Source organism: Salisediminibacterium halotolerans (genome assembly GCF_003814815.1).
GTDB lineage: Bacteria > Bacillota > Bacilli > Bacillales > Salisediminibacteriaceae > Salisediminibacterium > Salisediminibacterium halotolerans.
The window spans coordinates 131281-150849 of sequence record NZ_RKQQ01000001.1 but is presented as its reverse complement, the minus strand read 5'-3'; the positions used below and the strand labels follow the sequence as shown (position 1 = coordinate 150849).

Annotated in this window: 20 protein-coding genes; 13 read left to right on the top strand and 7 right to left on the bottom strand. The window is 49.6% G+C overall.

The genetic code is table 11. The annotated features are described in order from the left end of the window. Positions 1-75 precede the first annotated feature (75 nt). Positions 76-1113, top strand: a complete 1038-nt coding sequence (locus tag EDD67_RS00755; RefSeq protein WP_121439289.1) for an ATP-binding protein — start codon at positions 76-78, stop codon at positions 1111-1113. Further along, positions 1110-1742 (top strand): response regulator, encoded by a 633-nt coding sequence (locus EDD67_RS00750; RefSeq protein WP_121439288.1) that lies wholly within the window; start codon positions 1110-1112, stop codon positions 1740-1742. The genes EDD67_RS00755 and EDD67_RS00750 overlap by 4 nt, the downstream gene beginning before the upstream one ends. A gap of 41 nt (positions 1743-1783) precedes the next feature. Here EDD67_RS00750 and EDD67_RS00745 read toward each other — a convergent pair whose 3' ends face one another. Next, positions 1784-1924: a lmo0937 family membrane protein gene (locus EDD67_RS00745; protein ID WP_121439287.1), complete on the bottom strand. Its 141-nt coding sequence runs from the start codon at positions 1922-1924 to the stop codon at positions 1784-1786. 200 nt (positions 1925-2124) lie between these two features. On the opposite strand from EDD67_RS00745, the gene EDD67_RS00740 reads away from it, so the two are divergent. The 3 genes from EDD67_RS00740 (at position 2125) to EDD67_RS00730 (ending at position 4404) form a co-directional block, all read left to right on the top strand. Then, the gene (locus EDD67_RS00740; protein ID WP_093073824.1) at positions 2125-2496 is read left to right on the top strand and encodes a DUF8042 domain-containing protein; all 372 of its coding nucleotides are present in this window, start codon (positions 2125-2127) and stop codon (positions 2494-2496) included. 126 nt (positions 2497-2622) lie between these two features. Next, positions 2623-3267, top strand: coding sequence for an SDR family oxidoreductase (locus EDD67_RS00735; RefSeq protein WP_121439286.1), 645 nt, complete (start codon positions 2623-2625; stop codon positions 3265-3267). A gap of 402 nt (positions 3268-3669) precedes the next feature. Next, entirely contained in the window at positions 3670-4404 is a 735-nt protein-coding gene (locus EDD67_RS00730) for an SDR family NAD(P)-dependent oxidoreductase (protein ID WP_121439285.1), read from the top strand. Positions 4405-4482: 78 nt separating this feature from the next. On the opposite strand, the gene yyaC is transcribed toward EDD67_RS00730, so the two are convergent. Continuing rightward, positions 4483-5130: a spore protease YyaC gene (yyaC, locus tag EDD67_RS00725; RefSeq protein ID WP_186805972.1), complete on the bottom strand. Its 648-nt coding sequence runs from the start codon at positions 5128-5130 to the stop codon at positions 4483-4485. Positions 5131-5287: 157 nt separating this feature from the next. Between yyaC and EDD67_RS00720 the strand changes: the two genes are divergently transcribed. Both EDD67_RS00720 and fliD read left to right on the top strand, forming a co-directional pair. Next, the gene (locus EDD67_RS00720) at positions 5288-5491 is read left to right on the top strand and encodes a putative motility protein (RefSeq protein ID WP_158638165.1); all 204 of its coding nucleotides are present in this window, start codon (positions 5288-5290) and stop codon (positions 5489-5491) included. 148 nt (positions 5492-5639) lie between these two features. Continuing rightward, entirely contained in the window at positions 5640-7193 is a 1554-nt protein-coding gene (gene fliD, locus EDD67_RS00715; RefSeq protein WP_121439283.1) for a flagellar filament capping protein FliD, read from the top strand. Positions 7194-7268: 75 nt separating this feature from the next. On the opposite strand, the gene EDD67_RS00710 is transcribed toward fliD, so the two are convergent. From EDD67_RS00710 to EDD67_RS00700, 3 genes are all read right to left on the bottom strand, one after another. Then, positions 7269-7937: a DUF3159 domain-containing protein gene (locus tag EDD67_RS00710; protein ID WP_093073836.1), complete on the bottom strand. Its 669-nt coding sequence runs from the start codon at positions 7935-7937 to the stop codon at positions 7269-7271. Further along, entirely contained in the window at positions 7930-8349 is a 420-nt protein-coding gene (locus tag EDD67_RS00705; RefSeq protein ID WP_158638164.1) for a DUF1475 family protein, read from the bottom strand. Before EDD67_RS00705 ends, EDD67_RS00710 begins: the two co-directional genes overlap by 8 nt. A gap of 161 nt (positions 8350-8510) precedes the next feature. Further along, complete coding sequence (locus EDD67_RS00700) at positions 8511-9407, bottom strand: LysR family transcriptional regulator (protein ID WP_121439281.1); 897 nt, start codon at positions 9405-9407, stop codon at positions 8511-8513. A 160-nt stretch (positions 9408-9567) separates the two neighbouring features. Between EDD67_RS00700 and EDD67_RS00695 the strand changes: the two genes are divergently transcribed. The 4 genes from EDD67_RS00695 to EDD67_RS00680 are packed head-to-tail and all read left to right on the top strand — an operon-like array spanning position 9568 to position 14566. Further along, the gene (locus EDD67_RS00695; protein ID WP_121439280.1) at positions 9568-10665 is read left to right on the top strand and encodes an ABC transporter ATP-binding protein; all 1098 of its coding nucleotides are present in this window, start codon (positions 9568-9570) and stop codon (positions 10663-10665) included. Next, complete coding sequence (locus EDD67_RS00690) at positions 10649-11689, top strand: ABC transporter substrate-binding protein (RefSeq protein ID WP_121439279.1); 1041 nt, start codon at positions 10649-10651, stop codon at positions 11687-11689. The genes EDD67_RS00695 and EDD67_RS00690 overlap by 17 nt, the downstream gene beginning before the upstream one ends. After that, a complete protein-coding gene (locus EDD67_RS00685; protein WP_121439278.1) occupies positions 11689-13362 on the top strand; it encodes an ABC transporter permease in 1674 nt (557 codons plus the stop codon). Before EDD67_RS00690 ends, EDD67_RS00685 begins: the two co-directional genes overlap by 1 nt. Before the next feature lie 19 nt (positions 13363-13381). Next, positions 13382-14566 (top strand): MBL fold metallo-hydrolase, encoded by a 1185-nt coding sequence (locus EDD67_RS00680; protein WP_121439277.1) that lies wholly within the window; start codon positions 13382-13384, stop codon positions 14564-14566. Between the two features lie 95 nt (positions 14567-14661). On the opposite strand, the gene EDD67_RS00675 is transcribed toward EDD67_RS00680, so the two are convergent. Then, positions 14662-15417 (bottom strand): bacteriorhodopsin, encoded by a 756-nt coding sequence (locus EDD67_RS00675; protein WP_093073848.1) that lies wholly within the window; start codon positions 15415-15417, stop codon positions 14662-14664. Positions 15418-16012: 595 nt separating this feature from the next. Here EDD67_RS00675 and EDD67_RS00670 point away from each other — a divergent pair. Beyond that, positions 16013-17134, top strand: a complete 1122-nt coding sequence (locus EDD67_RS00670; RefSeq protein ID WP_121439276.1) for an NADH-dependent flavin oxidoreductase — start codon at positions 16013-16015, stop codon at positions 17132-17134. Positions 17135-17785: 651 nt separating this feature from the next. Here EDD67_RS00670 and EDD67_RS00665 read toward each other — a convergent pair. After that, complete coding sequence (locus EDD67_RS00665) at positions 17786-18508, bottom strand: alpha/beta hydrolase (RefSeq protein WP_242005953.1); 723 nt, start codon at positions 18506-18508, stop codon at positions 17786-17788. Positions 18509-18676: 168 nt separating this feature from the next. On the opposite strand from EDD67_RS00665, the gene EDD67_RS00660 reads away from it, so the two are divergent. Further along, positions 18677-19546: a DMT family transporter gene (locus EDD67_RS00660; protein ID WP_093073856.1), complete on the top strand. Its 870-nt coding sequence runs from the start codon at positions 18677-18679 to the stop codon at positions 19544-19546. Positions 19547-19569 lie beyond the last annotated feature (23 nt).

Genomic DNA, 19569 nt, shown 5'->3' with positions numbered 1-19569 from the left:
CGGCTGACGTTTCTTTTTTCAGTTGTTATCCGGTACAATAAAAGTGACGGATAATAACCGACGGAGTGATCATAGATGAAATCTTTACAGCTGGAAGACCGCTATTTAAAGCAAATTTTCGAAAATATTCAAGACGGCGTCTTGATCATGGATCACGAGCGCAACATTTTAATGATGAATCCGGCCGCCCGGCATCTGACCGGCTGGGGCTTGGCAGAGCAAGTTCCGTACTGCAAGTTTTGCCAAGAACGCGAGGTCGCTGCCGGAGAGAACCGCTGTTATTTGATTGAACAAGAAGAAGTTCCTTATTTTAAATCGCAAATGCCGACGTATCACGGGGTGAAAGTCGATGTCGAAATGAGCACCGCGTTGATTTATGAAGAAGCGGATTCCGGGGCGAAAGAGTATTTGCTCGTGTTGCGCGATCAGCGGCAAAAAAAGCATGAAGAAGAAATCCGCATGTCAAAGTGGATGATTCAAAAGCTGATTGAAGCGAAAGAAACGGAACATCAGCGCCTCGCGCAGGAACTGCATGACGGCGTCGGTCAATCGTTGTATTCGATTTCGATCGCCTTGCAGACGATTGAGTCGTTCGTTGAAGATGAGCGCGTGCACCAATACGTGCATGAGGTGCGCAATGAATTGAATCAAGTGATGGCAGACGTGAAGTCTTACTCTTCACAGCTTCGGCCGAAAAGTCTCGATCGCTTAGGGCTGGTGGCGGCAGCGGAGGAACTGCTGCAAACGCAGCAAAAAACGCATGCGGAAACAATCTTTCATTTTTGTCATAACATCTCCTCGCGTCTGCCGAATCATATCGAGATTAACCTTTACCGTGTTCTGCAAGAAGCGCTCCACAATGTCAATAAGTACGCCGAGGCCTCAAGCGTGCGCGTATTGCTTGAAGAAACGGACACAGGCGTGTATTTAAATATTCATGATAACGGCCGAGGGTTTGACACAGAGGAAAGAAAACATCAAGGGCTGGGGATGAAACATATGGAAGAACGCGTCGCTCAGCTTGGCGGGACATTCACTCTGCTGTCAGAACCAGGCGAAGGGACGTCTGTCCTCGTTTACGTATCGGTGCAAGAGGAGGGCGAAGAAGAATGATAAACGTGTTGGTTGTCGATGATCACGCCTTAATACGCCGGGGGATCGTCATGCTTTTGGAAGCGTATGATGATATTGCCGTCGTCGGTGAAGCAAGCGACGGCGAGGAAGCGATGTACCTTACCGCTGCCAATCATCCGGATGTGATCCTGCTCGATATTTCGATGCCTGAAGGGCTGGACGGCTTAACCGCCGCAGAGCGGATTAAAAAAGAGTTTCCCGATAAAAAAATCATTTTTCTCTCGATGCATGATGAGGAAGTGTATGTCAAAAAAGCGGCTGAGCTCCAGGCGGAAGGCTTTATTTTGAAAAAAAGCGATCGAAGCGATATGTACGAGGCGATAAAGCAGGTATTGAGCGGGAAAAAATACTATAAAGTCGGTCTGTCGGACGATCAGCTGGCGCGGCTGTTTCAAAACAGCGGCAAGCACTTTTCTGTCCTCTCCATGCGCGAAAAGGAAATTGTTCATTTGACGGTGCTCGGGTATACGAATAAACAGATTGCCGAACGGCTTGTGATCAGCCCGAAAACAGTTGAAACGCACAAGACGAACATCATGAATAAGCTGGAATTGTCGAACAAAAGTGAACTTATTCAATACGGCATAAAAAATTTAAACGTTATATAAACGGCCCGCTGTTCCTCATCGAGGAATACGGGCCGTTTGATCTATCTCCTGCCGGTAATTTGATTAATGATAAAGACGACGAGCGCGACGACGAGCAGAATGTGAATGAGCCCGCCGGCAATTTCAAAGGAGAAGCCGAGGAGCCAAAGTACAAGCAGTACGGCAATAATTGTCCAAAACATGTGTGTTCAGCACCTTTCGTGATTTTTATTGATGATCATTGCGTACTGCACCCTTGCCCGCTGACTAAAAATGTGAAACGTTCATTCACAAGTTTTCCCTTTAAGCGCCGGGAATTGATCATAAGGTCTTACGTCAGCGTTGTTATGTGGTAAAATAGGTGAGGGAAACGTACACTACGATGGGAAAAGGACGTGTTTCGATGAAACGAAAGGATCGCGAGGTTTGCCAAGAAGTGTTGCGTTTGGCGGATCTGTTAGAAGAAGAGTTGGCCCAGCTGCACAAGCAGCTGAATGATAACAATTTAAAAGTCTCATCGGCGATGATTGAGAGCGTGATTAAACGGTTTATGAGCGCGAACCAGGAAATCGCCAAAGTTCGCGGCGAGATTGACACGACAGTGCTGAAATCGGAAGCGATGGCCGTGCAGCAAGGGTTCGATTACGTCGTCAATGCTTACGAAGAAGAGCAAGTAGGAAAAGTGCTCGAGATCATTCAATTTACGCTCAAGCCGCGGGTGAAAACGTGGCGCGCCAAAGTGCACGATGTGATTGGACCGTACGCGCAAAAATAAACGAAAAACCCGGACCGCAGGGCGGTTCGGGTTTTTCGTTTGTCGGATGTTTTTATATGCCAATCTCCGGGAATGGGTATTTTTGTAACGTGATCATTCACGCTAAACTAAAGGAGTGAGCGATAGATGAAAGTATTAGTCGTTGGAGCTAACGGCCAAATCGGCCAGCATACCGTATTGAAATTAAAAGAACACGCCGATCATGAAGTGCGCGCGATGGTGCGCAAAGAGGAACAGGCGAAGCAGCTTCGCACAGAAGGCGCGGAAGCCGTCGTTGCCGATCTGGAAGGATCGGTCGACGAGCTTGCCGAAGCGGCGAAAGGCTGTGATGCGATCGTCTTCACCGCCGGATCCGGCGGAAGCACCGGCGCAGACAAAACCTTGCTCGTTGATCTCGATGGCGCGGTCAAGGCGATGGAAGCGGCAGAAAAAGCCGGCATCGACCGCTTTCTCATGGTGAGCGCGATTCAAGCGCACAACCGCGACAACTGGAACGAAAAGATTAAGCATTACTTCGCAGCGAAGCATTACGCTGACCGCGAACTGATGCGAAGCGGCTTGAATTACACGATTCTCCGTCCTGGCGGTTTGTTGAACGAAGAAGGCCGCGGACGCGTGAAAGTCGGCGAAAACCTCGAGCGCGCTTCGATCCCGCGCGAAGATGTTGCTGACGTTATCGTAGCCGCGCTGAACGATTCGAACGCATACCGTAAAGGTTTCGACCTGATTACCGGCGAAGATGCGCCGGCAGACGCACTGAAAAAACTGTAACGAATGATGTTTTACTGACGCACACCATCGCCGAACCCGCTGGCAAACAGCGGGTTCTTTTTTATGCGCACGGAGCATGATTTTCTTCCATTTATAGGAATTCAGTTGTGGATTTGTTAAGCTGATCCGCACTCATAAGCGAGAATAACGCTTGAGTGCAAAAATTCGGCTCAAAATCAGCACTCAGGCATGTTCCGCGCAGCCGAGTGCAAAAATTCCGGCAAAAATCAGCACTCAGACGATATTCGGATAGTCGAGTGCAAAAATTCGGCTCAAAATCCGCACTCACCATCTTTTCCTGTGCTTGAGTGCTTGAATCGCTAACTGCAAAAGAAAATAAATCTGTAAACGTTTACAAAATGTGTTAAAATATTAGTAACTTTAACGAATGGAGGGGTTTATATGCGCTTGAGCGGGAAGGTTGCCGTTGTCACCGGCGGAGCGAGCGGGATCGGCGAGGCAGCGGTGCGCCGGTTTGTCAGCGAAGGGGCCAAGGTTGTGATCGCCGATATTAACGACCATAAAGGGGCCGAACTCGTGGCCGAAATCGGCGACAGCGTCGTCTACCAGCACGTCGACGTGACCGATGAAACGGAAGTCGAAGCGATGGTCGCAAAAGCGGAAACGACGTACGGCAAGCTCGATATTTTATTTAACAATGCCGGAATCGGCAGTCTCAATGCGACGGATGAGCTGAGTTTGGAGGATTGGCGCAAAATCATGGCGATTAATATGGACGGCGTGTTTCTCTGTGCGAAACATGCGATTAAAGCGATGAAACGTGCCGGGGGCGGAAGCATCATTAATACCGCGTCGATTCTCGGCCATGTCGGCCAAGCGCAAACCGGCCCTTACAGCGCGTCTAAAGGCGGCGTCGCCAATTTCACCCGTGCGCTCGCAGTCGAGTATGCGCAGGAAAAAATCCGCGTTAACGCTGTCTGCCCGGGTTATACGCGCACACCGCTTTTAGAGCAGCTGGATGACGATATGCTCCAGTATCTGATTTCGCTTCATCCCGTCAACAGGCTCGGCGAAGCAGAAGAAATCGCGAATGCGGTGCTGTTTCTCGCGTCTGATGAAGCAAGCTTTATTACCGGTGAAAATCTCCTTGTCGACGGGGGTTACACCGCACGGTGATCGTAAGCGAAGTCAAGGCGGCATCCGCGGATGCCGCCTTGACATTTATGTTTTGAGGAAAAACTTCATGTGTTATTTTTACTGGAGATTTTTCGGCCGGTTCAGCGGCTCGCGGGTGTTCAAAATAATGACGTTTGAACTTTTCTCGCCGGACTCGATGCGCTCCTTGTCGATGCGAAAGTCGACGCGTTTAATAATATTGGAAATTTGTTTTGCCAGATGCATGACAAGGTTCAGCCGGGTGCTTTGCAAGACGGCAAATTCCATCATCCCGCCGACGTTGACGATCCCGGCAATGAAAAGATCCCCGGTCGGGGGCAAGTCTTTTTGCATCGCCGCACCGGGTTTCAGCGCGCCTTCGCCGATTAACAGGGTGCCGATATGTTTGGCGTGCCCTAAACAAGCATCGATCGCAATGATGAACGCATGCGGATGCTTCGTTTGAATTTGCAGCAGTTTCTCGGCGAGATTGGTTCCGTGAATCGGATCGTCGAGCGTACCGTAGACGTGAATATGTTTTAAAAATCGTTCTTTCATCAGCGTTCCGCTCAATGGACCGAGCGAATCTCCCGTTGAACGGTCAGTACCGATGCAGATGACGACAACGTCTGTTCCGGCCGGGATGTGCTGCATCATTTTGCGCGCAGCGGTTCCGGTTAAAAACGGGGTGTCCAACTCATAACGGATCGGCGGCTGATAGCGAAATCGTTCATAATTCGTGTCCATATAAGCACCTCGCATTCGAAATAAAGAACTTATTACGTTCATTATAACGCACGAAATGAGAATTACAAGCAAAATTCAGAAAAATTTCCTTGAAGACTTTATACGTCCGTTCACAGCGCCGATAATACCTATGAAGGCTTCGAAAGGAGGCATTCATATGGATATCGCTACGATGTCTACACTCGCCAGCCATGCGCAAGTGAAACAGCAAACGTCTGTTCAGCTTCAGCAGCAAACGATGGAGTATGCGCAGCAGGAAGGCGAGGCGCTGGAAAAAATGATGAACGATGCTGTCAACACGCAAAAAGTGGAACATGAGGCACAGCCTCACTTAGGCGGCAACGTTGATTTTTCAGCGTAACAATGATCCGCGGAAGCGTCGTCTTCCGCGGATTTTTAGTGAAGTGGGCAAGACAGAAGTCCTGATTTTTCAAGAATGTTAAACGTTTGCGGTGAGCCGCCGATATGAAAAGTAATAGGATGAATGCGTGCGTAAAGGAGTTTTAATCATGGATACAATGCGAATAACCGGCATGGCTTCGGGAATGGATATTGAAGGAACGGTGCGGGACCTCATGCAGGCCGAACGCCAGCCGCTTGTAGATATGCAGCAAGAGCAAAAAGAGACGGAATTAAAGATGGATGAATACCGCGAAGTGAATCGCGACTTGATGAAATTTCACGACGATATGTTTGAAAATATTTTAATGCCGTCGGCGATGACGGCAAAAGAAGTCCAGAGTTCGAACGAATCGCTCGTCAGCGCCGAGGCGTCATCGAGCGCGGCGGAAGGGACGTATACGTTTGAAGATGTTGAACTTGCAAGTTCAGAAACGAACGTGAGCGCTGCCCCGGTTTACGCTGAAGGTTCCGGAAGCGATGATTTCGATCTCCATGCGCCGCTCAGCGAAATGGCCGAGCATTTGACGGGCGAGGTCGGCGAAACGTTTGACGTGGAACTGACAACGTTTAATGATGACGGCGAAGCGGTCGAATTTGCCGAATCGTACGATGCGGCGACGACCTCGATGAACGACGTGCTTGAAGACATCAATGCTTCAGAAATCGGCGCGCAAGCGTTTTTTGATCAAAACAGCGGCCAGCTTTCCGTGACCCGCGAAGAAACGGGCGTGCGCAATCCGGATGGCGGGGCGGAAGTGCTGTTTGGCGAAGGAAACTTCATGACCGATGTCCTAAACATGGACGAAGCCAACGCTAATGAAGCCCGGGATGCGTCATTTACGATGAACGGGATGGAAACGACGCGCCGGGATAATTCGTTTGAAATCGACGGCATGACAGTGTCGCTAAACGACGGGTTCGAAAACCAGCAAGTCGCCGTTGAGGTCGGCACCGACACAGAGGATATTTTTGACAATATCATGTCGTTTGTCGAGGACTACAATGAGCTGATCAATGAGCTCGACGATAAAACGAACGAAGAATATCACCGCGACTATAAACCGCTGACGGAAGAACAAATGCAGGAGATGGACGAGCGGGAAATCGAAATGTGGAATGAACAGGCGGAAAGCGGTCTGCTTCGTAACGATGATGTGATCGGACGCGGTCTCACGTCGATGCGCAGCGATATGTACGGCGAGTTTACCCCTGACGATGAGAATCAGGCGTTTAACATGCTCCCGGATATCGGCATCACGACGGGTGATTGGGAAAACCGCGGCGAACTGCAAGTGGACGAAGACGAATTGCGCGCCGCGATTGAAGAAGATTCCGAGTCGGTGTATAACTTGTTTGCCGCCAACGGTGAAGGCGAGGAACGCGGCATTGCCCGGCGCGTACGCGACTCGGTCGACAATACGATGAATTCGATTGCCGAGCGGGCCGGCAATCCGGACATGCCGGTGACGGAAAACTCGACGCTCGGCCGCGAGATCAGCAACCAAAACGACCGGATTATCAATTTCGAACGGCGCATGCAGCAAGTCGAAGACCGCTACTGGAGCGAGTTCAACGAAATGGAACGCGCGATGAACGAAGCGAACGCGCAAATGCAGCAGCTGCAGTCGCAAATGGGCGGCGGCATGGGCGGCATGATGTAAAAAGAATCGTTTCCGACAAAAAGGTATCCTGATAGGACATCAGGATACCTTTTTATATTACCGGATTTGTTCAGATCAGAATCCTCTCGTCTGTCCTTTCCAAGGGGCTTCTTTGCCCGCAATGAATTCTTCGACACCGGGACCTTTTAATTTTTTCAGCCGCGCAATTCCATAAATATAGCTGATAATGAGCAGCGTAATAATACCGGGCCAACCGAGGATGGTATTCACCCAGACTAATGTAAGCGCATCTCCGTCGACGAGCAAGACAACATGAATAATTAACCGGAAGAGAAAAAACAAGAGCCAAAGCCACGTGACTTCCGTGTAAGCCGGTTTGATATCTTGACGCCAAAACCATTCCAACGGCCATCCGCGCGTTAAATGACTGACCCAAGCTGCCAGCGGTTTCCCGATAACTAAAGTCGTTAATGCTGCTAAAACAATTGCTGCGCTGCTAATGACTGTCGGTATGAAGTAATTTGCAGCGTTATCTGTTAAGTAAGCAAAACCGGAGGCGAAGACAACCCCAAGAAAGCCCCCCAAAGCGTAGAACCAATTTTCTTTGCGAAATAAGCGCAGCACCCCTAAAATGAGCGCACTGACGAGTGCGATGCCAACAGCCGTGTTCAAGCCGAAAAAGCTGTTGCTGAACACAAATAAAAACGGCGGGAATACGGCGTCGACTGTTTTTCCAGACACAACTGATTTAATCTCTTCTAGAAGTTCTCGTGCTTTAGACATGATCTTGCGCTCCTCTCCCCGTCAGTAAAACTTCTTTTTGCGCGCCGAGGAAAAAGCTCAGCCAATCGCCTTTACTCTCATACAGTTTCATTAATACATACAAACTTGCTGTAAAAAATCCCAGTGTCATCATCAAAATGATCCATACGGTTGCGGCGGTCTTTGATTGTTCCCGAAAACCGATCCAAACAGAGAAGAGGATAAAGCCAACGTACAAATCAACCAATGACACAATTCCCCAAGGATTGGCAAGAAGCTCGCCGCCGTCTGCGGCAAAATCCCCATTTATAAATCCATTTCCAATTGCCGCTGTCATTGCAAAGATACCAAGAAAAGCGATTGCTTTTGCAAACTTCATCTGAAACACCCTCTCGCGGTAAAATATCTCCAGCTCGACGGCCGCTGATAACATCAATCTGCCGCCTTTTTTTCTAACCGATGTCATTATCGCACAAAATTGTTAAATAGATAAGAAATACGTCCCGGCATGGGAGCAGCAACAGCGTTTATACTGTCAGCCGTCGTGATCTTTTTTGCATACAAACCTTATAAAAAATAGGGGTGTATTTTCACTCAATTTGCTGCGCTCATCTTTTCTTGAAAGATAAGCGTGATCAATGTTTGCATCCGCTCAGAGATCGTTCGGTCTTTACGGTAGATGATCGTGATCGACCGGGTGTTGTCGAAATGCGGCAGCGGGCGGGTCGTCAAAATACCGTCAGCTACGGCTTGCACGGCAGCGCGTTTCGACAATATCGATAATCCGGAGCCTAACGCGACCATTTTCAGAACAGCATCGATATTCGACAGTTCCATCGCTACATTTAAGCTGAGGCCGTTTTTTGCTTCCCAGTTGATGATCTCGGCGCGGGTTGCGCCTTTAGGCTGCAGAATAAACGGAAATTGACCGAGATCTTCAGCAAAAAGGTGTTCTTTCTTTGCTAAATCATGATCGAGAGGCATAACCAATTCAACCGGGTCGCCGGTCACGACGCGTGAAAAGAGGTCATGATCAAACACCGGTGTTGTCGAGATAACCGCCAAGTCAAGCTTTTTTTGCCGGACATCTTCGATGATCTCCGGAGCGGATTTGACACTGACCGACAGTTTTGATGTACTGTTTTCCTCCATAAAGCGCTGAAATACAGGCGGAAGCAGATAATTCGCCGGAACATGGCTCGCGCCGACAAGAATTTCTCCCCGCTTATCTTCGCGGAATTCCCGCATGACGCGGTCCGCTTCGTCGTATAAACTTGTAATGTTTTTGGCGTAGCGAAGCATCATTTTACCTGCCGTTGTAAAGTCGATTTGCTCCCCGCGCCGTTCATACAGTTTCACGCCCGTTTCATCGGTTAATTTTTTCAGGTGAAAGGTAACCGTCGGCTGACTGATCCCCATTTCCCGAGCGATTTGCGAGACGCTGCCGGTTTCGGCTAAGCGGATAAAAATTACCAGCTGCTGCTTCGTCATGTTGAATCCTCCTTTTTGAAGGTATATAGATTTAATCTATATGAACATTTGTTTTTACTGATATAAGTTTATCATTCTTTTACGTCAAGTTAACCACTTCACGCTTATTTCTTAGTACAGTTGTAACTGTAAAACGAATCAGCAGAGAGGAGCAGATTCAATGGATATCGCGTTACACGGTATTGAGAAATCATTCGGTAAGCTTCAGGCTCTTAAACCGATTGATCTGCACATTAACAACGGCGATTTTGTTTGTTTGCTCGGCCCTTCCGGCTGCGGCAAGACGACACTGTTGCGAATAATCGGCGGTCTGGAAAATGCCGACGAGGGACGCATTCAATTTTCCGATCGGCTCATTTTTGATCAAGCGAAAAAAATCAATGTTCAGCCGCAAAAGCGCAAAATCGGAATGGTCTTTCAAGATTTTGCACTGTGGCCGCATATGACTGTATTTGAAAATGTTGCTTACGGCTTAAGAGCACAGGGGCGAAAAGCGGAAGTGAAAGATAAAGTCAGCGAGGCGCTCGCAAACGTCCAGCTCGCTGAACATGCGAAGCGTTATCCGCATCAGCTTTCCGGCGGCCAGCAGCAGCGGGTGGCGATTGCCAGAGCGATTGCGAATGATCCGGAAATCATTTTAATGGATGAACCGCTCAGCGCGTTGGATGCAACACTGCGCGACGAAATGCGGATTCTTTTGCAATCGCTGGTGAAAAAACTCGGCATGACCGCCATTTATGTTACGCACGACCAGCACGAAGCGATGACGATGGCCGACCAGATTGTCGTGATGAATGACGGCAACATCATGCAGCAAGGAAGCCCGGAAGACGTGTACCGCGAACCGGAAAACGAGACGGTCGCGCGCTTTGTCGGCAAAGGTGCGGTGCTTGAAGGCATGCACAGGCAAGCCGACGGGATCGACTATTTGCAGCTGAACCATCAAACGCGCCTGCCGCTGCCGCAAAAAGAGCACGTAGATTTTGCCGATGGAACGATGCTTACGGTCGTGATTCGCCCGGAACAAATAAATCTCACGAAAGCCCCGGCAGAAACATTGCTTGCCGGCACTGTTAAAACCGTCAGTTTTCTCGGAGAAAAGTATGAAGTCAGTTTCACGGTTGACGGATCCGATGAACTGCTGTTTGCCAATGCCAAAGAACGGATGGCCCCCGGCGATCAGGTCTATTTTAATATCGATACGAAAAGTATTCACATTATCGAAAAGGACGGGATGAACTATGTTGAAACAGCTTAAAGGAATTACAGGGTTGGCGGCGCTTGTTGCACTCACAGCCTGCGGCGGTGAAGGCGAGGAAGAAAACGGTCAAGAAGCCAATGGAAATGACGGTCAGGAAGAAAGTAATGAACAGTCCGGAGAGTTGACGATTTACAGCTCCGGTCCGGGAGGCATGGCCGAAGAGCTCGCCGAAGCGTTTGAAGAAGAAAGCGGGATTGAAGTCGACTTGTTCCAAAGTACGACTGGAGATGTGCTCGGACGCTTGGAAGGAGAAGCATCGAACCCGATCGCTGACGTCGTAGCGCTTGCTAGTATGCCGCCGGCGATGGAATACAAACAAGAAGGGTTAACGTATAAGTATGAATCAGAATATGCCGGCAGCATGCGGGAAGACTGGTACGATGAAGACCACCATTTTTACGGTTTCAGCGCAGCTGCCTTAGGGCTCAGTTACAACACCGATATGGTCGATGAAGCGCCGGCGGATTGGGATGGGCTCCTTGACAGCGAATATGAGGATCAGATTGCGATTCCCGATCCGCAAGAGTCCGGCACAGCCCGCGACTTTGTCAGCGCCTTTATTCAGCAAGAAGGCGATGACGGCTGGGAACTGTTTGAAGACTTAACAGCGAACGGTTTGCAAATGGAAGGTGCGAACACGCCGGCGCTTGAAAGTGTCATCAGCGGGGCGAATACGTTTGTCATGGCTGGCGTCGACTACATGGTCTACAACAATATTGAAGACGGCGAACCGGTTGATATTGCCTTTCCGGAAAGCGGCACGACAATAACCCCGCGCCCGGCGTTTATTCTCGAAAGTTCCGAAAATAAACCGGAAGCGGAAGCTTACATCGATTTTATTCTCTCCGATGAAGGGCAAGAAATCGTTGCTGATGCTTACTTGATGCCCGGCCGTGAAGATATCCCCGCTCACGAAGACCGTGCTCAGCCGGAAGACATTGAAATGCTTGATTTTGACTGGGAGTTTCTTGATGAAAACGGTCAAGACATTCTCGAAGAATTTCTAGAGGTTGTGAGATAATGATGCAGTTTCTTTCAGAACGGATGATCCATCGCGTAAATAAAGGAGCGGCACTGCTGGCGTTGGCAGTGCTCGTTCTTTTTCCGCTCTTGATGGTGCTTTATAACGGGGTTGCCCCCGACGGCGAGTGGCTTGGCCTTGAGGCGTTTAGTGTCCTCGCCGAAGACCGTTATATTCAGATTTTCATCAATTCGATGCTTTTAGGGATCGGCGTTGTCATCGGCGCTTCGATTCTCGCCGCGCCGCTCGCTTATTTTATGGCGCGTACAGAACTGCGCCGGCACCGCTGGATCGACATCGTTTTGATCATCCCGTTTATGACCCCGCCTTATATCGGCGCGATGGGCTGGATTCTTTCGATGCAGTCGGGCGGTTACGCGGAGCAACTCTTTCCGTTTTTAGCCGGAATTACGCCGTATTTCTTCACGTATTTCGGGATGGTGCTTGTCATGAGTCTGCACTTGTTTCCGTTCATTTATTTGATTATGCGCAACACGCTGGAAAATATCGGCGGACGCTTGGAAGAGGCCGGGCTTATTCACGGCGGCGGTTTTTTCTACCGTTTGCGCCGGATCGTCACGCCGCTGTTTTTTTCCGGCTACAGCATGGGCGCGTTGCTCGTGTTTGTAAAAACGATCGGAGAATTCGGCACCCTGGTCACCCTCGGCAACAGGATCGGTTTTTACGTGATGACGTCACAGATTCATACGTACACGTCGATTTGGCCGCTTGACTTCGGGACGGCGGCGATTTTATCGACGGTTCTTCTCGGTGTCAGCATGACGGTCTGGTACATTCAGCAGTGGTTTGTCAGCCGTAAGCATACAAAGGTCGTATCCGGAAAAGGTCAAACGCGCGCGTACAATCCGCTCGGTAAATATCAAGTTTTTGCCTGGGCTTATTTGGCCGGTGTCTTATTTCTGGCGATCGGCGTGCCGTATTTTTCCGTCGCTTCGACCGCGTTTATGGATATTACCGGCGACGGTCTTGCCCTGTCCAATTTGACGTTCAGTAACTTTATTGAATTGTTTGCCGGCAGCGGCCGCGAGGCGCTCTTCAACAGCCTTTGGCTGGCAGCGCTTGCGGCAACGATCAGCGTGGCGCTGGGGGTTTGGTTTGCGATTTTAATTATGAAACGAAACCGGGCGCCGGAAAAAACGATGGATTTTCTCAGTTTAGCGCCGAACACCGTGCCGGGAATCGTCGTTGTTGTCGGGTTGATTTTCTTTTGGAATGCTTTTTGGAATCCGATCGGTGTTTATAATACGTGGATGATGCTTGTCTTGACGTATGTTATTCTTTATTTGCCGTTTACGGTGCAAAATATTAAGGCGATCTACGGGCAGCTCGGCGACAGTCTCTTTCAAGCGTCGCGCATGAGCGGGGCGAGTTCGTTTTATATGCTGCGAAAAATTTTATTGCCGCTTATTGTTCCCGGCGTCCTCGCCGGCTGGATCATGACGTTTACGATCTCGATGCGCGAACTTGTCGGATCGCTGATCTTACGTCCGCCGAATATGGATACGTCCGCGACGTTTATTTATTCGCAGTTTGAACAAGGGTCGCAATCGCTCGGAATGGCGATGGCACTCGTGTCTGTCGGACTGACGACGATTGTCTTAATCGTTGTCGAACATTATAAAGATAAAGCGCAAAGCTACCGGGCTAGCTGATAAAGAGGAGGAAGCTGCGATGCAATTCACATCCTACGGCGGCGTCAACGAATACGGACGCTCCTGCTTTTTAATCGAGATCAGCGGAAGGCGGATCTTGGTGGATTGCGGGATTTCTAAATCTGCCGAAACGGTCCGTGAGCGCTATCCGGACTTTTCAGAAGCAGATGTGCAGCGGATCGATGCTGTATTTATTACCCACTCTCACGAAGATCATACACTTGCTTTGCCTTATGCGGTGTCGCTCGGTCTAAACGCCCCCGTTTTTGCCAGCGCAGAAACAATTGCGCAGACGCGCGCCTATTTTCAGCTGTGGGAGAAGACAGCAGCTCTCGAAAGACTGCTGATTCCTTATCATAAAGAAGCGGAGGAGCAGATCGATTTTCGGCCGATCGACATGGCGGCCGCGGGAGAATGGACGCTGCTGTTTGATGAGATTGAATACATCGCCGGAGCCAACGGCCATGCCCCCGGCTCGCTCTGGTATTTGTTTTACGACCGGGCATCAGAAGAGAGCGTATTTTTTTCCGGCGACTACACGATGTCTTCAGCTGTCTTCCCCTTCGACTGGCCGCCGGCAACATCCGTTGATTTCGCAGTCCTTGACGGGGCAAACGGAGTTTGCAGGTCGAAGCAAGCAGACTGTATTGCTGACGTTTTATCGCAGCTCGATGAGCATGTGCCGCACAACGGTGTACTGTTTCATGTGCCGCTCGCAGGGAAGAGCCAGGATTGGCTGTATTTGCTGCTGTCGTTTTGCAAACAGCGTGACCTTCGGATGGAAGCGGAGCCGTTTTTAATGCAAGAATTGGAAAAACTGATGCACGAAGATCTTTTTAAAAGCGGCATCTTCCGTGACTTCAGTAAGTTTCTCAATGTACAGGCCGGTATCATGGAAAGCGGCGAGACCGAGCCGAAAATCACTTTATTGACGGATTTTACGTTGTTAAACGGGGCTGTCCGGACGCAGGGAAAAGAAGCAATGTTGACAACCGGACCGGTATCGCCGGTTTTAAAGCGGTATGTTGAAGAGGAAAATATGCCGTTAATTAAGCTGCCGTATCACGTTCACCCGACGCTGACGGAATCGACGGCTCTTTACCGGCACTTGCAGCCGACGTCGTTCATCTGCACACACGCGCCGAAAGAGACGACTGAGCAATTGGAAGCGGCGCTTCGGCGTGCAGCTTTTTCCTCTCTTTAAGAGTCACTCAATCGATCCATCTCATAAAAAGACGCTTCCGGCCGTTTTACAGGCTGGAAGCGTTTTTACTATTTTTCTCTATCTGAATTAAGCTGCTAAGATTTTGTATGCTCTTCTGATTTTGACAACGTCGACATCGTCTTGACAGCGAAGAAGGCAATCAATCCGAAGCCGACTTTATTAATTAAGTCAGCGAAGTTGTAAATAAGCTCGCGGACAACCAACACTTCTATTCCCGGCGAGACAAGCGTGACAACATAGCCGATCGGATAAATCGCCCAGCCGATCAGAATAAACAGGCGCATGTTGAGGAGCGCTTTTTTGATCGGGGCTGGTTTTTTGTTCGCTGCTTCTGTCACATTCGTATACAAAAGGAAGATGATATAAATCCACGCCAACGTTCCGATCACAAAACTCCACAATCCTAACTGTGTAAATCCTCCGGCTGCGTTAATCGACGTTTCACCGATATAACCGGATACAATCATAATGACATCGGCACCGAGGAGCTTTGTCAGCAGGATATTTCCTAATTTTCCTTTCAGGCTTAATAAAAGCGGGAATTTGACGAGCAATAACGGTGTTGTAATCAGCCAGTCAATATAGCGGATCTCTGTCGGGAACCCCTGAATTTCTGAAATCAATCCTGATGTTCCGACGGCATCTTTCATGAAAAAGTAGTGCACGGCGGCAACAAACGTAACGAGCGCAGCAACCGTCGCGGTCGAACGGTATTCCGGATTGAGACTGTTGCGTTCGACTAAGAAAAACAGTGTGCCGGCAGCCATTCCGACAAATCCAACCCAAAACATATACTGAGTAGCGAGGACTAAAAAGCTCATCTCTTCCATGTGATTCTCCTCCTCATAACTGGAATATTGTAAACAAAATTCATTGATTAATAAGGTGGCAGAACATCTCGGCTGCTGAAATACAGAAATGTTACAAGCTGCGATGATCATCTAGAGAAGATAATTGGCAGATCGATAAGGAAATGAGAACAAATCAGCTGCATAATGAGAGAGAGAGGCTGCCGCGGGAAAAGTAAATGCCGATTTCTTTTCCGGCTCAGTTTCCAGCGGTTTGTTTGAGCGTATTACGGATCAGATCTGTGAAGCTTGATGAAAGAACTAAGATTGAAATGGTGAGGGTCAAAGAACGTTGTAAGCAAATGAACGTACATTGCGTATGATTGACATTGCATTGCTTTTGATTCTGATCCCCTCCTTTCATGGTTAAATTATATAGAATTTTCAAAAAATTATCAAAAAAACAGACTTATTGATGCTCATGAAATAAAGACGATTCCTCTTGTTAAGCGTCATTGATAAGTTCGAACTTACTTGAACAGCCAAACCAATCTTGAGCAAATCATTCGCCCTTGCTGCTTACTTTTTGTAAACTGTTAAAGGTAAGTCAGTACAGAAGATTGCGAGGAGGGATACGATGTACACATTTTTGAACCCCTATACATTTGCAAACGGTGCAACAGTCAGAAACCGGATTATGCTCGCGCCGATGACGAATTTTGCTTCAGCGGAAAACGGTGAAGTGACAGACGAGGAACTCGCTTATTACCGCGAGCGTTCGCGCGGCGCAGGCACAGTCGTGACCGCTGTCGCGAACGTCACGCCCGGCGGGAAAGGTTTTCCCGGCGAAATCGGGATTGATCGCGACGAACTTGTCGGCAGTTTAAGCAAGCTTGCAACGACGATTCAAGCTGAAGGCGCCAAAGCGATTGTGCAAATATTCCACGCCGGACGGATGGCGCCGCCGGACTTGCTGCCCGACCGGCAAACAGTGAGCGCTTCCGCCGTCGCGCCGGAACGCGAAGGGGCAACAACCCCGCGCGAGCTGACCGAAGCAGAGATTGAGGAGATCATTAAAGCGTTCGGCGATGCAACCCGCCGGGCGATTCAGGCCGGGTTTGACGGGGTGGAGATTCACGGCGCGAATACGTATTTAATTCAGCAGTTTTTCTCGCCCCATTCCAACCGGCGCGACGATCAGTGGGGCGGCTCGGTCGAAAAACGGATGCGTTTTCCGCTCGCAGTTGTCAGAGAAGTCCTGAAAGCAGCGGAAGAAGCGGATGAGCAGTTTATCATCGGGTACCGGATTTCCCCGGAAGAACGCGAAGAACCGGGGATCACAATGGAAGACACGCTCAAGTTCGTCAACGAATTAGCAAACGAGGAGCTCGATTACCTGCACATCTCCGTGCAAGATTTCTTCGCCGGTTCGATGCGCGACTCCTCTGACAAGCGCTCACGCGTGCAGTTGATTCAAGACGAAGTCGGCGCGAAGATTCCCGTCGTCGGTGTCGGCTCTTTGCAAACCCCGGATGATGTAGAGCAGGCGATGGAAGGCGGAGTGCCTCTGATCGCTTTAGGCCGCGAGCTGGTCGTTGAACCGCAGTGGGTCGAAAAAGCCGCGAGCGGACGGATTGATGAAATTCGCACCGAACTGTCGGTCGACGACCGCGAACAGCTCGTCGTGCCCGAATCGCTCTGGAACGCAATCGTAAACCGCCCCGGCTGGTTCCCGGTAAAAGAGCACGCGGAAAACTAAAAGTCTACAGTCTAACGCACCCGAGAGACGTTCTCGGGTGCGTTAGATTATTGACAAGGTCATGACATCGTCAGATATCAACTTGTTTAAAGGCTGGATGACGACGCATCGTCCGGCTTATGTCCTGCGGGCGAGCGCCGAGCCGCTTCAAACCGCGTGGTTTTATATTGTTCTGCGAAGTAAGAAAGACGCGCAGCTCCACCTCCGACGCCTCCGGGAAAGCAAGGAGGCTGCTGAAAAAGTAGATGATCAATTGGATGCCTGCATATTTACTCTTCCTTATAAAGCGAGAAGTTTTATGAGACCGGAGCAAACTCGACGCCTGCGGGAAAAGCAACTTCCGAAGACCCCACAAGAAGCGGTTTCGCTTCTGAGGAGGCTGAGGCGTTGCCCGCGGCAAGCGAGTTTGCGGAGGGCTCATAATATTCTTTATTCTGTGCGGCTCATAAATAAACACCGAATTTGTTTATCCAGTACTTTTTCAGCAGCCTCGAAAGCAAGAGACGAAGATCCGGCTTCGGCGGTCCAAGACCGCCGAAGGCTAGCTGAGTCCTTGCCCGGGGCAAGCGGATGTTAGCGGCTGCGCGACTTACGTAAAAATACGGGTTTGTCATCAGTCTAACGCACCCGAGAGATGTTCTCGGGTGCGTTTTATTGCACGTCCTCTTCCAGCCACCGAACCGTCGCGGCAATGATTTCCTCTTGCTGCTCTTTAACACTGATCGTTGCGGGCCGATCGCCGCTTTGGTCGCCGTAAACGCCGAACTGCGCATGGTTGCCGCCTTCGATTTCTTTAAAGACCGCTTCGTCGGAAAACAGCTGGGATGTCTCATCGATGTCTTCCAGCGTCGTCAGACCGTCGCGCTCGGCATAAATCGATAACATCGGCAGATTTTGCTCCGAGAAGTCGTTGCTGTCCTGCGGATACGAGGCATAGAAAAACAATCCGTCGACATCTTTATCGTAAGCGTAAGAAGCAGCTGCGACCCCGCCTAAAGAATGGCCGCCGATCACCCATTGCTCGAGCTCGGCAAACTCTTCGATCAGCGCATCCGCTTTGCCGATCTCAAAAAAAGCTAGGTTAAAGCGCATTTCCGGTATGAAAACGGTAAAACCTTCTTCAGCAAGAGAAGCGCCGATCAAGCTGTACGCCTCCGGATCAACCCTTGCTCCGGGATAGATGATCACCCCGGTTCCATTCGAACTGTCCGGAAAAAAACGCACGCCGTCTTCGCGAATGAGTTCGTCATCGCCGACAAATCGGTTCAGTTCATCGGACGCCTCATACGTCATTTGCGACCAAATCCAAAAGCCGCCAAATAACACGATAATCAGGATCGCTAATGTGATGGCGCTGATTTTGACAATTTTCATAATCCCCTCCATGTTAATGTTATCGTTTGTGCTGAAAAAAATAGCTTGAAAGCTCATGATATCATTGTTATTTTTTTATCATTCGCTTTTTTACGTTTATTTTAAAGAAAATAAAGGAATTTGAGCAAAAGGCTTTTATTAAACATGTCAGATTTTTAGGAGGCCAAGATGAAACTTGCAGGGTTAAGCTTAATTTTACTCGCTGCTGTATCCTGGGGGATCAGCGGCGGCATTGCCGATATATTAATGAGCAAAGGCTGGGACCCTGTTGTCATCTCCTTCTATCGCGGGGCTGTCGGGTTACTGTTTTTTGTTTTTTGGTTTCTCTTCCGCTTCCGGCAAAATTTAGTCATCTCGAAATATTTATTTCTCTGGTCCGCGTTCGCCGGCGTCGGTGTTGCCGGCAATTTTACGTTTTATTTTTTGAGTATCGAGGCAGCGAGCGTAGCCGTTGCGGCGACGTTAATGTATACTGCGCCGGTTTTCGTGTTTTTAGTCTCTTTCTTATTAAAAATCGAACGCTCGACTTTGTTTAAATGGGTATGCATTACGACGGTGCTGCTTGGCATTGTCATGCTGACCGGCGCGTACGACCCTAGTTCCGTCAGTGTCAGCCCGCTTGGTACGGTCGCGGGTCTTGCATCGGGGATTTCCTATGCGGTATTTATTTTTGGTTTCAAAAACGCTTCCTCTGTCGGAAATCCGCAAGCTTCGTTAACAGTCGCTTTTTTCTTTTTCTGCTTGATCTTGTTTGTCTTTGCTGACGCAAGTGAAGTGGCGGCAGCAGTAACTTCAAGCGATACAGGCTGGTTTCTTCTCCTTGGCATTGTCGGAGCGGGGCTGTCGTTTATCTTTTACGTGATCGGCTTGCGCTGGACGCCGCCGACGACGGCTTCGATGGTCGCGATGTTAGAACCGGTGACGGCGTCGTTATTCGGGGTGCTCTTGCTCGGCGATCACATGACACTGATGCAAGTGCTCGGCATGGCCGTTATTTTGGGGACGGTCACGGTTCTCAGCGTGAAACCATCGAAGTGATATCTCCCGATCGCCTTCGGCTT

Excerpts from the sequence above, each read along its gene's own strand:
- EDD67_RS00750 (WP_121439288.1), top strand. The coding sequence starts at position 1,110 with ATGATAAACGTGTTGGTTGTCGATGATCACGCCTTAATACGCCGGGGG.
- EDD67_RS00720 (WP_158638165.1), top strand. The coding sequence starts at position 5,288 with ATGGATATCGCTACGATGTCTACACTCGCCAGCCATGCGCAAGTGAAA.
- EDD67_RS00700 (WP_121439281.1), bottom strand. The coding sequence starts at position 9,407 with ATGACGAAGCAGCAGCTGGTAATTTTTATCCGCTTAGCCGAAACCGGC.
- EDD67_RS00660 (WP_093073856.1), top strand. The coding sequence starts at position 18,677 with ATGAAACTTGCAGGGTTAAGCTTAATTTTACTCGCTGCTGTATCCTGG.
- EDD67_RS00740 (WP_093073824.1), top strand. The coding sequence starts at position 2,125 with ATGAAACGAAAGGATCGCGAGGTTTGCCAAGAAGTGTTGCGTTTGGCG.
- fliD (WP_121439283.1), top strand. The coding sequence starts at position 5,640 with ATGGATACAATGCGAATAACCGGCATGGCTTCGGGAATGGATATTGAA.
- EDD67_RS00665 (WP_242005953.1), bottom strand. The coding sequence starts at position 18,508 with ATGAAAATTGTCAAAATCAGCGCCATCACATTAGCGATCCTGATTATC.
- EDD67_RS00695 (WP_121439280.1), top strand. The coding sequence starts at position 9,568 with ATGGATATCGCGTTACACGGTATTGAGAAATCATTCGGTAAGCTTCAG.
- yyaC (WP_186805972.1), bottom strand. The coding sequence starts at position 5,130 with ATGGACACGAATTATGAACGATTTCGCTATCAGCCGCCGATCCGTTAT.
- EDD67_RS00675 (WP_093073848.1), bottom strand. The coding sequence starts at position 15,417 with ATGGAAGAGATGAGCTTTTTAGTCCTCGCTACTCAGTATATGTTTTGG.
- EDD67_RS00755 (WP_121439289.1), top strand. The coding sequence starts at position 76 with ATGAAATCTTTACAGCTGGAAGACCGCTATTTAAAGCAAATTTTCGAA.
- EDD67_RS00680 (WP_121439277.1), top strand. The coding sequence starts at position 13,382 with ATGCAATTCACATCCTACGGCGGCGTCAACGAATACGGACGCTCCTGC.
- EDD67_RS00730 (WP_121439285.1), top strand. The coding sequence starts at position 3,670 with ATGCGCTTGAGCGGGAAGGTTGCCGTTGTCACCGGCGGAGCGAGCGGG.
- EDD67_RS00705 (WP_158638164.1), bottom strand. The coding sequence starts at position 8,349 with ATGTTATCAGCGGCCGTCGAGCTGGAGATATTTTACCGCGAGAGGGTG.
- EDD67_RS00685 (WP_121439278.1), top strand. The coding sequence starts at position 11,689 with ATGATGCAGTTTCTTTCAGAACGGATGATCCATCGCGTAAATAAAGGA.
- EDD67_RS00745 (WP_121439287.1), bottom strand. The coding sequence starts at position 1,924 with ATGTTTTGGACAATTATTGCCGTACTGCTTGTACTTTGGCTCCTCGGC.
- EDD67_RS00690 (WP_121439279.1), top strand. The coding sequence starts at position 10,649 with ATGTTGAAACAGCTTAAAGGAATTACAGGGTTGGCGGCGCTTGTTGCA.
- EDD67_RS00710 (WP_093073836.1), bottom strand. The coding sequence starts at position 7,937 with ATGTCTAAAGCACGAGAACTTCTAGAAGAGATTAAATCAGTTGTGTCT.
- EDD67_RS00670 (WP_121439276.1), top strand. The coding sequence starts at position 16,013 with ATGTACACATTTTTGAACCCCTATACATTTGCAAACGGTGCAACAGTC.
- EDD67_RS00735 (WP_121439286.1), top strand. The coding sequence starts at position 2,623 with ATGAAAGTATTAGTCGTTGGAGCTAACGGCCAAATCGGCCAGCATACC.